The 15,451-nt window shown below is 61.8% G+C and carries 18 protein-coding genes; 12 read left to right on the top strand and 6 right to left on the bottom strand.

Annotated features, from left to right (window positions below; all coding sequences use genetic code 11):
* Positions 1-104 precede the first annotated feature (104 nt).
* Both ACSFCA_RS22755 and ACSFCA_RS22750 read right to left on the bottom strand, forming a co-directional pair.
* Entirely contained in the window at positions 105-1,931 is a 1,827-nt protein-coding gene (locus ACSFCA_RS22755) for an ATP-binding response regulator (RefSeq protein WP_435461282.1), read from the bottom strand.
* Positions 1,928-2,617, bottom strand: coding sequence for a response regulator transcription factor (locus tag ACSFCA_RS22750; RefSeq protein ID WP_258353526.1), 690 nt, complete (start codon positions 2,615-2,617; stop codon positions 1,928-1,930). The genes ACSFCA_RS22755 and ACSFCA_RS22750 overlap by 4 nt, the downstream gene beginning before the upstream one ends.
* A gap of 652 nt (positions 2,618-3,269) precedes the next feature.
* Between ACSFCA_RS22750 and ACSFCA_RS22745 the strand changes: the two genes are divergently transcribed.
* From ACSFCA_RS22745 to ACSFCA_RS22715, 7 genes are all read left to right on the top strand, one after another.
* Positions 3,270-3,839, top strand: a complete 570-nt coding sequence (locus ACSFCA_RS22745; protein ID WP_435461281.1) for a hypothetical protein — start codon at positions 3,270-3,272, stop codon at positions 3,837-3,839.
* A gap of 109 nt (positions 3,840-3,948) precedes the next feature.
* On the top strand, positions 3,949-4,782 hold the full coding sequence (locus ACSFCA_RS22740) for an aminoglycoside phosphotransferase family protein (protein WP_435461280.1): 834 nt from the start codon (positions 3,949-3,951) through the stop codon (positions 4,780-4,782).
* 210 nt (positions 4,783-4,992) lie between these two features.
* On the top strand, positions 4,993-5,361 hold the full coding sequence (locus ACSFCA_RS22735; RefSeq protein ID WP_435461279.1) for a hypothetical protein: 369 nt from the start codon (positions 4,993-4,995) through the stop codon (positions 5,359-5,361).
* A 182-nt stretch (positions 5,362-5,543) separates the two neighbouring features.
* A complete protein-coding gene (locus ACSFCA_RS22730; protein WP_435461278.1) occupies positions 5,544-5,939 on the top strand; it encodes a hypothetical protein in 396 nt (131 codons plus the stop codon).
* Positions 5,940-6,108: 169 nt separating this feature from the next.
* Positions 6,109-6,591, top strand: coding sequence for a GreA/GreB family elongation factor (locus tag ACSFCA_RS22725; protein WP_258353522.1), 483 nt, complete (start codon positions 6,109-6,111; stop codon positions 6,589-6,591).
* A gap of 437 nt (positions 6,592-7,028) precedes the next feature.
* Complete coding sequence (locus ACSFCA_RS22720; protein ID WP_435461277.1) at positions 7,029-7,766, top strand: IclR family transcriptional regulator; 738 nt, start codon at positions 7,029-7,031, stop codon at positions 7,764-7,766.
* Positions 7,767-7,936: 170 nt separating this feature from the next.
* On the top strand, positions 7,937-8,263 hold the full coding sequence (locus tag ACSFCA_RS22715) for an EthD family reductase (RefSeq protein WP_258353520.1): 327 nt from the start codon (positions 7,937-7,939) through the stop codon (positions 8,261-8,263).
* Positions 8,264-8,463: 200 nt separating this feature from the next.
* Here the strand turns inward: ACSFCA_RS22715 and ACSFCA_RS22710 are convergent, their stop codons facing one another.
* Together ACSFCA_RS22710 and ACSFCA_RS22705 are read right to left on the bottom strand one after the other, a co-directional pair.
* Positions 8,464-9,213 (bottom strand): DUF4303 domain-containing protein, encoded by a 750-nt coding sequence (locus ACSFCA_RS22710; protein WP_435461276.1) that lies wholly within the window; start codon positions 9,211-9,213, stop codon positions 8,464-8,466.
* Between the two features lie 66 nt (positions 9,214-9,279).
* Positions 9,280-9,663 carry a nuclear transport factor 2 family protein gene (locus tag ACSFCA_RS22705; RefSeq protein WP_435461275.1) on the bottom strand — a complete coding sequence of 128 codons (384 nt, stop codon included), beginning with the start codon at positions 9,661-9,663 and terminating at the stop codon, positions 9,280-9,282.
* A gap of 188 nt (positions 9,664-9,851) precedes the next feature.
* Here ACSFCA_RS22705 and ACSFCA_RS22700 point away from each other — a divergent pair, with 188 nt between their 5' ends.
* The 4 genes from ACSFCA_RS22700 (at position 9,852) to ACSFCA_RS22685 (ending at position 14,140) form a co-directional block, all read left to right on the top strand.
* Positions 9,852-11,198 carry an MFS family transporter gene (locus tag ACSFCA_RS22700; RefSeq protein ID WP_435461274.1) on the top strand — a complete coding sequence of 449 codons (1,347 nt, stop codon included), beginning with the start codon at positions 9,852-9,854 and terminating at the stop codon, positions 11,196-11,198.
* Positions 11,199-11,455: 257 nt separating this feature from the next.
* A complete protein-coding gene (locus tag ACSFCA_RS22695) occupies positions 11,456-11,974 on the top strand; it encodes a DUF4760 domain-containing protein (protein ID WP_258353516.1) in 519 nt (172 codons plus the stop codon).
* A gap of 109 nt (positions 11,975-12,083) precedes the next feature.
* Positions 12,084-13,415 (top strand): C4-dicarboxylate transporter DctA, encoded by a 1,332-nt coding sequence (locus tag ACSFCA_RS22690; RefSeq protein ID WP_435461273.1) that lies wholly within the window; start codon positions 12,084-12,086, stop codon positions 13,413-13,415.
* 20 nt (positions 13,416-13,435) lie between these two features.
* Positions 13,436-14,140: a GntR family transcriptional regulator gene (locus ACSFCA_RS22685; RefSeq protein ID WP_435461272.1), complete on the top strand. Its 705-nt coding sequence runs from the start codon at positions 13,436-13,438 to the stop codon at positions 14,138-14,140.
* A 298-nt stretch (positions 14,141-14,438) separates the two neighbouring features.
* Here ACSFCA_RS22685 and ACSFCA_RS22680 read toward each other — a convergent pair whose 3' ends face one another.
* Complete coding sequence (locus ACSFCA_RS22680) at positions 14,439-14,771, bottom strand: hypothetical protein (RefSeq protein ID WP_258353513.1); 333 nt, start codon at positions 14,769-14,771, stop codon at positions 14,439-14,441.
* A 53-nt stretch (positions 14,772-14,824) separates the two neighbouring features.
* Positions 14,825-15,019 carry an RHS repeat-associated core domain-containing protein gene (locus ACSFCA_RS22675; RefSeq protein ID WP_435461270.1) on the bottom strand — a complete coding sequence of 65 codons (195 nt, stop codon included), beginning with the start codon at positions 15,017-15,019 and terminating at the stop codon, positions 14,825-14,827.
* A 107-nt stretch (positions 15,020-15,126) separates the two neighbouring features.
* On the opposite strand from ACSFCA_RS22675, the gene ACSFCA_RS22670 reads away from it, so the two are divergent.
* Positions 15,127-15,393 (top strand): hypothetical protein, encoded by a 267-nt coding sequence (locus ACSFCA_RS22670; RefSeq protein ID WP_258353512.1) that lies wholly within the window; start codon positions 15,127-15,129, stop codon positions 15,391-15,393.
* Positions 15,394-15,451: the final 58 nt, after the last annotated feature.

Raw genomic sequence — 15,451 nt, 5'->3', positions numbered from 1 at the left:
CCTTCCTTTTTTCAAGTGGAGTGAACGAGAAGGCCTCCACGGTAGGGTCGGCAACGCCTGCGATCTAGTGTCGAAGGTCATCGCCGAGCAGCAAAAAAAGATGCTCAGGAGCGCATGCAAGCGTGCGTCGTATCGTGCCGCGCCAGCGATGCAAGGGCCTGCAGCAGCCTGTCGGCAGCCACCGGCTTGAGTAGCACCTGCAGCCCGGAGTCGAGCATCTGCCGCTGTCGCTGCGGCGCGGTTTCCCCGGTGATCAACAGCACCTGCAAGCTTGGGCCGAAGCGCGCGCTCAGTCGCTGCGCCGCGGCCAGTCCGTCGGCACCATCGGCCAGCCGCACGTCGCACAACAGAACTTCGACAGGGGCACTTCCATGTGCGGCTTGCACCAGCACGGCCTCGGCTTCGGCCTCGCTGGCCACTGCGTCGATGGCTACGCCGTGGGCCTGCAGCAGCCCGGTAACGGCCTGGCGGATCGCGGCTTCATCATCGATGAGCAGCACGCGCTGCGGCAATGGCGAGGCAGCGCCCGGGCATGCAGCGAGTGGCACGACACCCGAGGCGGTCACCGCCGGAAGCACCAGGCGAAAGCGACTGCCGTGATGCAGGCGCGAGCGCACCTGCAGCGGGTGCGCCAGCAGGCGTGAGAGCCGCTGCACGATGGACAGGCCGATGCCCAGTCCCTGTGCTCGATCGCGCCCCGGATTACCGATCTGGTAGAACTCGTCGAAGATGCGGCCGAGGTGCTCTTCCGCGATGCCGATGCCGGTATCGCACACATCGATCCACACCAGCGGACCGCGTGCACGGGCGGCCACCACCACGCCGCCACACGTCGTGTACTTGAGCGCGTTGTCCACGAGATTGGACAGCAGCCGCTGCAACAGCTGCGGATCACTCAGCACCCAGCAAGGCGTGGCGCGCAGCCGCAGTTGCAGATCCCGGTCGGCCGCCTGCGCCACGAACACATTGTTGAGCGCGAGGAACAGCGGATTGAGCTCCACGGGTCGAATCTGCGGCGCCACCTCGCCGGCATCAAGTCGCGAGATGTCCAGCAGGATGTCGAGCGAATCGCCGAGCGTTCCGACCGCATCCATCAACCGCACCGCGTGATCCCATTCCTCGGTGCCCTTGAGCTTCTTTTCAATGACGGCTCCGAACAATGCGATGGCGTGCAGAGGCTGGCGCAGATCGTGGCTCGCCGCGGCAAGAAAGCGCGTCTTCTCCTCGCTGACACGCTGGGTTGCGGCAATCTGATGGCTCAGCTGCTCGGCAAGCGCCTCCTTTTCGAAACGCATGGTCAGCGCAGCGGTCAGCAGCCGATGATGCTGCAGCGCGAACATGATCATGACGCACAGGTACAGCAGGCAGCCGGTGGCCAGGAACAGGTGCGTGCTGTCGCCGCGCCAGGCCAGCGCCAAGGTCAGGCTCGCCATGCTGGGCACGATGAAGCGTGGAATGTTGCGCTTGAGAACCGCCAGCGACAGTGCTCCGCCGGCGCAGCCGCCCATCATCATCACGATGACCATGACCCAGAGCCCCAGGTTGCGCCCCGGCGGAACGCACAGCCACGGCGCCAGGCCCCAGACGCAGGAGCGCAGCAGCACGTTGCGCGCATTGAAGCGTGCCCAGTACTCGGGATGAGCGGCCGCATCGGGACTGCGCCGATAGCGCCGATAAGCGCGCCGCAGCGTCAATGCCAGGTGCAGCGCCATCCACAGCAGGACTTGCCAGCGCCACGTGGCCACGAACAGGCCGATGCCCAGCGACTGTGCCGTGAGGAAGTCTGCGAGATAGGCTGCCGGCGCGTTGGCATGGACCGCGGCCACCTGTTCGCGCAGCACCCGCTGGGCCAACTCGGGCGGATGCAAGTCATTCATCGCAGGCATGCGGGGCATCGCCACGTCGAAGGCCGCACGGCGCGGAGGGCTCACTTCAGACTGCTGATGAGCTGGGCTCGCGAGCGCACGCCGAACAGCAACAGCAGGGTAGACACATGGTTCTTGACCGTGCCCTCGGTCAGGTGCGACAGCTGTGCAATCTCTTTGTTCGACTTGCCGGCCAGCAGCCAGTCGAGGATTTCGACCTGGCGCGCATTGAGCTGCGGCTGCAACTCAGTCGTCGCCGTTACCGCAGTCGTGCGGACGGCGACAGGGGTCGTGGACGGCGAGGCTGGCAGAGCGACCAGATCGTTGTCCCTCACGTAGCGCAACACCTCGCCCAAGTGACCTGTCTTGGGAAGAAAGGCCTGCGCCCCGAGCGCCATCACCCCTTGCATCAACGCATGGCTGTCCTTGCCCGATAGCACGACCACGCGCGATGCAGGAAAGGCGCGCCTGAAACGCACCAGGGTATCCAGCCCCTGGGAGTCGGGCAGATCGAGATCGAGCAGCACCAGGAGATGCGACGTGAGATGGAACTCGTACAAGCGCAACGCGTCGGCCAGGGAGCGTGCCTCGTGCACCGGCACGCTGCCGGTTTCCGCCAGCAGCAGCGCCCTCAGGCCCAGGCGCACCAACTCGTGGTCGTCGACCACCAGGATGCCCCGCGCCGGTATGGCAACGCTGGCCTCGCTACGCAATGGCGCGGCATGCAGCGGCAGGGATGTGGCAGTAGCCATGGTCCGGGCATCTTAGTGCGGATGGCTGCGAACCTGAAATGACCAAAGTCATGAGATCCGCGGCTCTGCCATGAGCAACTTCTGCCATCGGTAGGAGGTTCGGGCTTCACAACATCGCGCGACGTTTCCCCATATCGGCACCATCCTGCACCTTTGGATGAAACGCCTTAATCAGCAGGACGGCATTGAAATCAAGCATGTCTCCACCGAGGAGCCGCACAGGCCCTGATCGAACTGATGGGCGATCAAGCCGATCTCTCGTTGCTCACTACCGGTTAGGTTGGGCGCTGACGCTCGTGACGCAGAGGTTCAATTGCCGCGCAAATAGAAAGGCATAGGCAGAAGGGCATATGTCTTCGGGACATCTCGTTGCAGGGCGTATCAAGCAGCCAGCCCGCAGACCGGCATCTCTCTCGTTGCCGTCGGGGTACTCAATACGCCAGCGGCTTGGACGGCATTCCCACTGAAGCTCAAGGTGAGCTGCTCGTACTCGCTACTTGGACCATGCGGCTTGTCTGCTTGGAGCGCCTTTCGACGTCATGCCAACCGGCTACAGTCGGCCAGAGCCGGCCGTTCGCCGCGGGCCCTCAACTCGCCTGTAAGCAGACCTTCGGCGCCACAACCGAGCCTCCGGTCCTACATACAAAGAGCCATGATTGAAAACGCAGACTTCCTGACCGCATTCTCGATACACCGACTTCGCGGCGAGGCACCACCGCCAGACCTTGCGATTCTGTTGGGGCACCGGGACGCATTGGTACGTCAAACTGGGTTCGCTTTTGATAGCTCATCAAGTTGGGCGCCCTGGCTTGACACAAGCTATCTCAGGGAAAGCGAATGGGCCAATCCAGGTATTCGAGCCAACGTGAAGGCGATTGCCGAGGTCTGCGCCTCTATTGATTTTGTGGCTGCGGACGAGGAGCGGAACTACTTCGGCTACTGGCGCGGGCAAGCCGATATCAACGTCTCGCAGGCGCCAATCGTCCGCTTAGACAACGAGGGTCAGTTTGACTTCTGCGGCACCACCAATTTGGCCGGTGCAATTTTGACCGCAGGCGGAGGCGGTCTATTCGAAGAGGTGCGGTCCTGGATGCAAGGAATCGGCATCGGCTCGCTCCCGACGGTTCCATATGACCTGTTCGATGTTGATATTCACCCCTCGCCGCGAGAACTGCACAGGACGCTCTACGAGAAACTCTTGATAGAAGAGCAGCGCGGGTAGTCGAGCATCGGGCCCAACCTATGCGCTGTGGCACAGTTCGGCCATGAGCGGGCATTCGATGTCATCAACGAAGACCCTCGAGAATCGATGGCCACGTGAAATTAGCCGCATGTCCAACCTGACACTCTTCGATTCCTACCTCCAAAGCTGGAACGCGCAGCCTGACGGCGAGCCCTTTGCAACCCACGCCGGCCACCTACTACCGGTCCGTCTCGATGGACATCCGGACGGTCGCGCCGGGATGATCAAGATCGCGCGGCATATTGACGAGCGGGTCGGCGGTCAAGTGATGCGCTGGTGGGACGGCGATGGCGCTGCGCGCGTGTATGCCCTCGATGAGAACGCGGGCGTACTGCTGATGGAGCGTGCTACCGGCGCGGGTCATCTGCTGAAAATGGCTCTAGAAGGTGATGACGACGCTGCCACAAGCATCGTCTGCCGCACCATCGGCCGGCTGCATGCGAAGCGGCCCTTACCGGCGCCAAATGGACTGCTACCGCTGACGTGCTTCTTCGAATCGCTGGCGCCGATGGCGCGGCGTGAAGGCGGCCTGATGGCCGAATGTGCAGTGGTGGCAGATGAGCTGTTGGGCACGCAGCGTGAGCACGTCGTGCTGCACGGCGATGCGCACCATAGCAACATCCTTGATTTCGGCGCGCGCGGCTGGCTAGCAATCGATCCCAAGCGCGTGACCGGCGAGCGTTGCTACGACTACGTCAACGTTCTGTGCAACCCCGATTTGAAGGCCTGCACCGACCCGTCGCGCTTTGCGCAGCAAGTCGACATCGTCGTCAACGTCGCTGGGCTGGAACGCCGCCGCCTGCTCCAGTGGGTGATGGCCCATGCCGCGTTGTCGGCCGCCTGGTTTCTGGAGGACGGAGAGCGCGACGAGGCTGACAACGAACTGGCCGTAGCACGTATCGCCCGACAGGCCCTGGGCTGAGTCTCGTCAAGTCTTCCGATGCGGACGAGTCCGCAGCCAGCACCTGCTCTGGCAGGCATCAAGGCGAGGGAAATTCTTTCAGTTCTGAGAGAAGGCTGTTTGAGCCATGGCGGAGGTCCGCTCAGGGTCCGATGGCGTCGGCCTCGCTTCGACTACAGTCGGCCACAAGCAGTCGCTCACTATTAATCTCCAGTCGCAAACCAGAGTGCCATGGACAACATGAACGAGACCGACATTGAAGCATTCATTCGCGCGACCGATGAAGCACCATTGATCGCTCTCTTATCGTCGACGCTGGGTGGCCTGGTTCCGCATTCCAATAACAGCCTCGACGTAAGAATCTACACATCTGAGAACGCTACGCTCGTGGTTATGCCCAGCGAGAACGAGTTCCTCAGTGTATGGCTTCGCGGTGCCACCCCATGGCGCTCCCATGTCGATTTCGCACGATTCCTCTCCGGCGCACTGGATTGCCAAGTCCGCTGTGATCCGGGTTCGGAGCACTCCGAGATTTCCCCATACTCGGACGTCTTCTTGGACGTGCATAGAGGTGTAGAGAAGCTCGTTACATGGGGCTGAGCCCCTGCTTTCAGTCACCGATTTAGGGGCAATGCGTTCGGCCACCTTGGACGCAGAATGCGGTTGCAGGAGATCGCCGGAAACTGCGGCACTCGGCCAGAACCGGTCGGTCGCTGCTTCGGCAGAACAGCCAAGAACTGCCATTCGTTCAAGCTGAACATTGACTTTGAGAAGGGAGTCGCATGCACCGAGCAATTGCGCTGGTTTTATGCCTGGTCGTAAGCGTTTCAGCAATGGCACAGCCATCGGAAGAAAAAAGAGCAGCGTATGAAAAGGAACACGCTGACATAGTGAAGATGTTCCGGACCGAGACGGGGTTCGAGGAGATCGACCGAGGGGAAGTCCTTCAGTTCATCGACAACAAGCAATCGAGAGTTTTCTTGGTAACGAAGCCGGGCCATCCAGCACACCCAGCAGTCATAACTCGTCAAGCATTCGAGTACAAGGGACAACTCTTTCTAAAATCTGGCGGCATGGGGCGAGGAGATCAGAACGCCCTAGAAATTTGGGTCAACTACTTGAACTCAGAGGCCAAGGCGGTTATTGATAAAAAGCGCGAAGAGGCTGTCAAACCATGACGGTCCATGGCGTTGGACGCAAGCATCGAACGGCAGCTCTCGCGACGTCCGAGTGACGGCAAGGGCCCACAGCTGAAGTTAACCTGCAGCCAACAGAGGCGTCGAAGGCTTCTGGAGCCCTTCATAATCAAAACCTGCCCCCGCTTGTTCGAGATGCCGACCTTTCGTCATGGATAAATTCTTGCTGCAACAGCAGGTGCTGGAACGGCTCGCCGAAGACCTGCTGCAAGCCGAACAGGCAGTGCGGGCAGCCCATGAAACGGCGACTCACGAAGAAAACATCGCCGAAAACAAGTACGACACATTGGGACTCGAAGCCGCCTACCTGGCCACCGGCCAAGCTCGGCGCGCCGAAGCCATACGCCAGGCGATGGCCAATTGGCGCCGATTCCGCCCGCGTCCCTACGACGCCATCAAAGGCATACAGCTCGGCTCGCTGGTCTGCCTAGTCGACTCCGACGACAAGCAGCAACAGCTCTTTCTCGGCCCGGATGGGGGCAGCATGAAGTTGGTCAGCGGCACTCAGCTTGTTCAGGTCATCAGTAGCGAAGCCCCTTTGGGTAGGGCAATGCTGGGCAAATTCGAGGGTGATGAGGTGTCGATACAGGTCGCTCCAATCCAACAGCAGTTTGAGGTGCTGAGGGTTCTTTAAGCCGCAAGCAAGTTCACGCCGAATTGACCGAGGTCAGCAGACGTGCAGGCGTCGTGAACGTACCGGCTGAGCAGCAAGGTCAGCAGTACTTAAAACCGGCCACTGGGTCGAGATGACACTGGCGCATGAATGGCCGCTGCGTGGTCAAGACCGTGAACTCAGGAGGCCGACATCACCGGCAGCAACCGCTGCGAAGCGGAGGTCCGGCGGCCAGTCTGATGACAGCAATGGCCCTGCAGCACCGACCGCCCTTCGGCTACAGTCGGCCAGGAGCCGTCCTTTGGAGATGTCCGTTTAGGGTAGGCTTTGTGCTCGCCCGCAGCCGTTGTTGTAACTACATGCCCGCACGTCAGACGAGAAGGCCCAATACTCTCGCCGGAACGCAACTGGCGGCATCCGCTGCTCGTCGACCATCCAGCGTCAAATCGGCCGATCGCGTGTTCGACCTCCTCGAGCTGCTGGCGGGCACGGGCCGGGCCATGAACCACGGAGAACTCTCGCGCCGCACCGCGATACCCAAAGGTAGCCTCACGGCGCTCCTGCGCAACCTGATAACCCGCGGCTATGTCGAATATTTGGAGCGCACGCAAGACTATCGCCTTGGCGAGCGAGCGTACGACCTGGCCAGGCGCGGCGCACACCACCGTGACTTGGTCAGTCTCAGCCAGCCTTGGTTGGACGGCTTGGTGCGGGTCACCGGTGAATCGAGCATGCTGGTAGTGCGGCGCGACGATATGGCAGAGCGCATCGCCGCCTCTGCAACACCCCGCGCCGTCCTGTACACGACCCACGTCGGGGTCCTCATGCCGCTGTACGCCACGTCTGGTGGAAAGATCCTGCTGGCCTGGCAGCCAGCGGCGGAGCGAGAGACCTACTTGCGCAAGGTGTCGCTGCAACCGCGTACGGAGAAAACGATCCGTTCCGTCGGCGTGCTGCGGCGGCAATTGCGGGTGGTGCGTGACGAAGGCGTTGCGTGGTCGTGGGGTGAATTTACTGCGGGCTTGGTAGGCGTTTCTGTGCCCGTGCTGGACGTGCACGGCCGAGCCATTGCTGCGCTGGGCATCACGTTGCCGGAGAGCCGCTTCGACGAACTGCGCCAGGAGGCCGTACTGCAGGCTCTTCGATCGACGGGCGCAAAGATCGCCGACGCGGTCGCGGCTGTCGCCCTCAAATAGCGTTCACATTCGTGAACAGTGGCTGGCCGAGGGTGGCAGACCGCGACCACACTCTGAACTCCTTATCAAAGCACCGATGACAGGTGCCGCGCAGGTTCTATTCATAACCATGGACTGAGTGCGCCCGGAGGCGACGCCTCGACTACCGTGCAACAACAGGAGAAAACCCGATGATCAAAGTCAGTGTCATGTACCCGTACGCCGCAGGCGCGCGATTCGATCATGCTTACTACCGCGAGAGGCATATGCCAATGATGAAACAGCTGCTCGGCGCTGCATGTCTGTACTACACGGTGGACAAGGGCATCGCAGGTGGTGCTCCGGGCACCGACCCTGTTTACGTGGCCAAGTGCGACTTCGTCTGCACTTCTGTCGAAGCATTCCAGGCAGCCCGCGGCCCGCACGCGCAGGAGATCAGGGGCGACATAGCCAATTACACGGATATACAACCCGTTCTGCAATTTAGTGAGGTGGTAGTGGAGCGTTCGGAGAGTTGACCAAGGGTCGACGACATAGAAGTTCCTCCCTTGATACACGAGAGCTTTTGGTGATTAGTCGTATGCCCGCTTTCGAGCGTTGAACTCCCGAGATCGAAGGACAGGAACGGGCCCTGAGCAGCCATGGAAATTTCGCAAAGCGGTCACTCAGTCGACGTTTCCGCTGACCGTTAACCCGCCAAGACCATCCCCATCAGAACTCACTCGCAGAGCCTGATCCAGCGTTCAAGCCGTCCCACCACACGCGGAGTATTGAGCCGGGCAATCGACCCTTCCATGTCCTCAGCGCCTTCGCTTTGGCACAACAGCACAACCTCTTCACGCACGGCGCCAGTACCAAAAAATCCTTCGCGATCAAGTTGTTCCATCGCGGCGACGCAGGCTTCGAAGAGGCCCGCGTGCAAAACGTCGAATTCAACACTGCAGGGCAAGTCGTTGCGGTGGCAGGACAGGATCATGCGATAGGCGATGTCGAGAAACTCGTCACCCTCTGAGTGGGGCCACTCGGCGGAGCACCAGATCTCGCTTTCGTCGTCCATGTCGCCGGGCTCGCCCAGCGCAAGAACGCCGGCGGCGTGGATGATGGTCATCGCGCTGTCGTCACTGCCCAGCGCGAACAGGCGGATGGTTTCGTCGGGGTGGGCCGCGCGAATGGCCTGGAAGGCGCGGCGGGCTCCATCGCGAATCTCGGCGGTGAGCAGGGGGAAGTCGATGCGAGCCGGGTCGTGCGTGCCCTGGCGTACCCGCTTGTAGCCCTGGGCCTCGATCTCGCTGCTGCGCTGAACGAGGGCGTCCTTCGCGGCCTGCGGACTGGCAAACTCGGCGACGCTGGAGCGCCCCATGGTTTTCACCTTGCCATTCGCGGCCCACAGTGAGCTGCCGAACTGGCGCAATTCGTGGAAGTCGGTGGGCACCTCGTTGTCGAAGCGGTAGAACAATGACCAGGTCATGGCGGGGAAAACTCCTTCTGGCGGGGCGCTGTGTCTCCTGAATTTGAACATTCAGCTTGTGCGTGATCACACTGCCCGTTCGACCCACTGGGCGCGCCAGGCGGGGGCGTCGAAGGGGTCGGCAAAGTATTGAGTCTCGCGCGACACCTTTCCATCCCGGAACTCCATGATGCTCACGGTAGAGGCGTTCTTGCCCTCGTAGTCGATCGCATACTCGGTGATCCAGAGACTGCCCTCCCCCACGACGCGCCGGACCGCAAACCCCGACGGCTTGCCAGGGTGATGGCTGCGAAGTGCTTGCAGGTTGTGACGGCCGTGGATGACCTCGCCTGACTGCGGGTACACACAAACAGCGTCGTCGTGATAGATCTCATGCTCGACGACCTGGTCGCCTGCAGCAGACGCAGCCCAATGTCGGTCGATAGCCGTCCGGATGTTTTGCTCTTCCATCATCGACCTCCATTGCGAATCCGCTTGCTTGCGGCCCCATTCTAGGTATTTACCCTTGCGTACCGATACGTAGCCGCCCGGCGGCAGGCTACGGACGACAGTCCGGCGGCGGCCGGACAGACTCGGCGGGACGGCTTCGCGCGGCTTTGCGGCGGGCCGCAGCAAGAGACAAGCAAGGACCCCTTTTCATGACCGCCATCGCAAGCAGTGCGACCGCCGGCGCCTCCAGCCCCGACGCGACCACCGCCAACAACACCCCGTACACCTTCGAAGAAAAGCGCAAGCGCATCTTCGCCATCTTTGCCGCCTCGTCCGGCAACCTGGTGGAGTGGTTCGACTTCTACGTCTACGCTTTCTGCGCCATCTATTTCGCGCCGGCGTTCTTCCCCAAGTCCGACCCCACCGTGCAACTGCTGAACACCGCTGGCGTGTTCGCTGCCGGCTTTCTCATGCGCCCGATCGGCGGCTGGCTGTTCGGCCGCCTGGCTGACCGCAAGGGTCGCAAGACTTCCATGGTGACTTCGGTCGTCATGATGTGCGTGGGCTCGCTGGTCATCGCCTGCCTGCCGACCTACGCACAGATCGGCGCCGCTGCGCCCGCGCTGCTTCTGGCCGCGCGGCTGCTGCAGGGCCTGTCGGTCGGCGGCGAGTACGGCACCACCGCCACCTACATGAGCGAAGTGGCGATGCGCGGCCAGCGCGGCTTCTTCTCGTCGTTCCAGTACGTCACGCTGATCGGCGGCCAATTGCTGGCAGTGGTTGTCGTGGTGGTGCTGCAGCAGGTGCTCGACGAAGCCGAACTCAAGAGCTGGGGCTGGCGCATTCCGTTCGTCATCGGCGCCATCGCCGCGGTGGTCGCACTCATGCTGCGCCGCACGCTGACCGAAACCGCGAGCACCAAGACACGCGCCGCCAAGGGCGCGGGCACGATGCGCGAGCTGTTCACGAACCACAAGCGCGCCTTCTTCGTGGTGCTGGGTTACACGGCCGGCGGCTCGCTGATCTTCTACACGTTCACCACCTACATGCAGAAGTACCTGGTGAACTCGGCTGGCATGTCGATCAAGACTGCCAGCAACGTGATGACGGCCTGCCTGTTCATCTACATGTGCATGCAGCCATTGTTCGGCGCGCTGTCGGACCGCATCGGCCGCCGCACCAACATGCTGCTGTTCGGCGCACTGGGCGCGCTGATGACGGTGCCGGTGCTGAGCAACCTGCAGAGCGTGAGCAGCCCGCTTGTGGCCGGCATGTTGATCACGCTCGCGCTGGCGGTAGTGAGCTTCTACACCTCGATCAGCGGCATCGTTAAGGCCGAGATGTTCCCGCCCGAGATTCGTGCGCTGGGCGTGGGCCTGTCTTACGCGGTGGGCAATGCCATCTTCGGCGGCAGCGCGGAATACGTGGCGCTGGGACTGAAGTCGATCGGGCACGAGTCGTACTTCTACTGGTACGTGACGGGAATGATGGGAGTGGCCTTCCTCGTCAGCCTGCTGCTGCCGAAGCAGGCGACGTACCTGCATCACGACAAGTAAGCAAGCGCCCGGACAGAGCACCCCTGCAAACCGGGCGACAGAGGGCCCGGAAATACCCTCTGATTTCCTCGCAAGCCCCCCCCGGAACGGACCTGCCCGTCCGGGGCCGCGTCTTCGGCACGGCGCGGCACGGCGGCCATGCCGCCGCAACGTGCCGAACAGGCGCCTCCCGCATTCGAGGGATGCTGCATCCGTCGAGAAAGCACAGACTCGGGACGGCCTCCATGGCCTGCTTTCACGACGAAGGAGCACAAGGCATGAACGAAATTCTCTCGGCGTGTGCCCAGCAGATGACGCAGCAGAATGGCGTTGCGTTTCGCGACTGGCTTTCGCTGCTGGCGCTGGTCGCAGGCATATGCACATTCATCTGGAAGCTCTACGCGGATACGAAGTCCGCCCGCTACCGGGAAACCGTCGGATTTCTCGAGAAGCGGACCGCCGGGCTGATGGCTGACTGGAAGCTCGTGCAAAAGGCTGTTGCCGAAGGCCAGGACTTTGACGATGCGGCAAAGAGCATGCTGGGCATGCTCGATACCGTGGCTCTACTGGTCAAGAAGAAAGCCTTCGACAAAGAGCTGGTCTACAACTACTGGTGGGCGTACTTCATCGATGCGAAGAAGAACCCGGCGGTCGAGGCATGGATCAAGGCTCGACACGATCTCGACAAGCACGTCCTGGAACACTTCCTGGAGCTCCACGCCGAGTTCAAGAAACGCTGCGATGCGGAACAGGCTCAGGCGACGGTTACCACCGCGCCCCCGCCTCCTTCCGCATAGGCCCGGGAATACCCTCTGACCTCCCCAAAGTCTTCTTGCCTACATTTCTTGTATGCAAGACAAGGCGTTGCTTGCATGCAAAACCTAGACAAGACAGACAGGAGACTCCATGCCTCGCTTCGCCAAATCGCTTTTCGGTCAGGTGGTCATCGCGCTGGTGCTCGGCGTGCTCGCGGGGCTCTTCGCGCCCGAGTACGCCGTCAAGCTCAAGCCGCTGGGTGACGGGTTCATCAAGCTGATCAAGATGATCATCCCGGTGCTGGTGTTCTGCGTGGTGGTGCATGGCATTGCCGGCGCGGGAGACCTGAAGCGCGTGGGCCGGGTGGGTGTGAAGTCGCTCATCTACTTCGAGGTGCTGACCACCATCGCGCTGGCGATGGGCCTGGTGCTGGCCTTCGTGTTCCAGCCCGGCGCGGGCATGAACGTCGACCCGTCGAAGCTCGACCCGGCCGCGATGAGCGCCTATGCCTCGAACGCCGACAAGCTCACGAGCGGCGGCACGGTCGAGTTCCTGATGAAGCTCATTCCAACCACGGTGGTCAATGCCTTCGCCACCGGCGACGTGCTGCAGGTGCTGCTGTTCGCGGTGCTGTTCGGCTGCGCGCTCACGCTGCTGGGCGAGCGCGGCAAGCCGGTGGCCGTGGTGGTCGATGCGCTCTCGCTGGTGCTGTTCAAGATCATGGGGATCATCATCAAGCTGGCGCCGCTGGGCGTGCTGGGCGCCATCGCGTTCACGGTCGGGCAGTACGGCATCGGCTCGCTCAAGCAGCTGGGCATGCTGGTTGCGCTCTTCTACGGCGCGGTGCTGATCTTCGTGTTCGTGGTGCTCGGGCTGGTGATGCGCATGTCAGGCTTCAGCCTGATCAAGCTGCTGCGCTACCTGCGCGAAGAGCTCACCATCGTCTTCGCCACCACCTCGTCGGACAGCGTGCTGCCGCAGATCATGGCCAAGCTGCGCCGCATGGGCATCCGCGATTCGACGGTCGGCCTGGTGATTCCCACGGGCTACTCGTTCAACCTCGACGCGTTCTCCATCTACATCACGCTGGCGGCCGTGTTCATCGCGCAGGCCACCAACACGCCGATCTCGATGACTGACCTGATGACGATCCTGGCAATCGCACTGGTCACGTCCAAGGGTGCGCACGGCGTGCCGGGCTCGGCCATCGTGGTGCTGGCCGCCACGCTGCACGCCATTCCGGCGATTCCCGCCATCGGGCTGGTGCTGGTGCTGTCGGTCGACTGGTTCATGGGCATCGCCCGCGCACTGGGCAACCTGATCGGCAACTGCGTGGCGACCGTTGCCATCGCCGCCTGGGAAGGCGACATCGATCGCGAGCGCGCACACGCGGTGCTCGACGGCCGCTACTCGCCTGACGACGAGCCGCTGGCCGAGCCCGTGGTAAATACCGGCACCACCACCGCTTCGAGCGCCCACTGAAGAAGAAAAAGAAAAGAAACATGCCCGCCGACGTCAGCCCCACCGTCATTGCCGAACGCGTCGTCGAGGCCATCCTCGCGCAGAAGCTCGCACCGGGCGAGCGGCTCGGCGAGCAGGCGCTGGCCGAGAACTTCTCGGTGAGCCGCACGATGGTGCGCGAGGCGCTGATGCAGCTGCAGGCGCGCGGTTTCGTCGAAGTGCAGTCGCGCCGCGGCTGGTACGTGGTGGAGCCCTCGGCCGAAGAGGCGCGCGATGCCTTCTCGGCGCGGCGCATCGTCGAGGCCGGCATCCTCGAAGCGAGCGAGGGGCGCCCGCTGTCGAAGGTGATCCGCAAGCTGCGCGACCACATCGCCGACGAACAGCGCGCCATCGAAGGCGCCGATGCCGCAACGCGCGCCTTCCTGCTGGCCGACTTCCATGTCTGCCTGGCCGAGCAGATGGGGCACCAGTTGCTGGTCGACGTGCTGCGCGACCTCACGGCGCGCACCACGCTGGCGGCCACGCTCTACCAGTCGAAGCACGAGGCGGGGCAGTCTTGCTCGGAGCACGGCGCCATCGTCGCGGCCCTTGAGGCCGGCGACACCGCCGGGGCGCGGCGGCTGATGCTGGAGCACATCGGCAATGTCGAGCGCGCGCTGGAAGTCGATGTTGCAGCCGAGCCTGATGCGCCGAGCAGGCTCAAGGCCACGCTGGCGCCGGTGGCGCTGCCGCGCGCACGGCGCTAACGGCCGCATGGCCACGCGCCCTCGCGGCGCTGATGCAGCCGGCAATGACGCCAGGCTTGCACTGATTCGTGGCCGGCCGGGCAAGAAGCCCTTCATGCACCGTCAGTCCCTGGGGGCCGCAATCAGGTACAACCTCCGTCGAGGTGATTGGGGTGAGTGGTGGTGATCTGAACTGCGCCCAACTGAAACTGCACATCGGATTTCTATTGCCTGGTATCGATGCCATGCGGCCCGCGATACAAATGGCTCGAACCCAGCAGGTCTCAGACACATCCGAGCTACTAACATGATCCGCGTGTTAAAGGCGGACATCAATGTTGTGACGACCATAAACTATTTCCACATCAGACCCGAAGTCTCTTGGCGACGGCACGCGCCCCGTTAGTTTTGCGTAAAGCGATCGCAAGTAACCCGGCTTGTCTTCCACTTCATCTAGAGGTACCTCATGAGGTACCACCGCGCGCCAATACTTTTCGATAGCGCCCGATGACGAGATGAACTCAATAGCATCTAGCGCTCTTTGTTGGCTCTCTAGCCCGAAGCGGTCGAAGTCAGCCTTCATCGCATCAAACAGCTTGGCGCGGCAGCCAAGATCATTGATATGGAAATCATCCAGCTCGTCATCACTCATGACGTGCAAGTAGTAGTTCAACTTGGAGATGTAGTCAGGAAAAATTTGCATGTTTAAGGCTTGGAGATGAATCGCCTATGCACCGGGTCGTAGTACCGATACCGGTTGTAATGCAGCCTCGTTTCTTCATTCCAATACTGCCCCTGGAAGCGGATCGGATTTCGGAACCCCGCTTTCCTGCCCACTTCGCTGATCGCCTGCCTCGCCTCATCCCAAGCCCTGTGCCGACCAAGCCACACGCCCCTCATGGTCCGTCAGCTCCTGCGACGTGCCTAGGTCGCCGCAGGTAGAGGGCAATTCTTTCCTTGACGAATGGCGCAAACACTTGGCGATGTAATCCGTTTCATAACAGGTCTTGCTCGATACCGTAGCGCCCGCTGTTATTGGCCATCGACGCCTTCATATCTGTGGTCTCGTTCAATCAGACGGCTTACCTGATGCTGCGGTGGACTTGATTTATGCACTCGAGCTTTGGTTCGTGATGCCACCGGCCTATCCAGCCTTTGCCAATCCCGGCTGGCGACCTCATTCATCCCAGCGAATTTGGCGCATGCCATTTTTCATTGATTTTTCCAGTCATAAAGTCGGATTATTTTTTGGCAAAATGACCGCCTACAGATAGAAATACCGACATTGACCACCTCCTCTCAATTCGCCATCAACCTTGGATTCCAAAAAAT

The sequence above is a fragment of the Variovorax multivorans genome (assembly GCF_051216835.1).
GTDB lineage: Bacteria > Pseudomonadota > Gammaproteobacteria > Burkholderiales > Burkholderiaceae_C > Variovorax.
The sequence above is the reverse complement of the archived record's forward strand: the minus strand, read 5'-3'. Positions and strand labels throughout refer to the sequence as shown.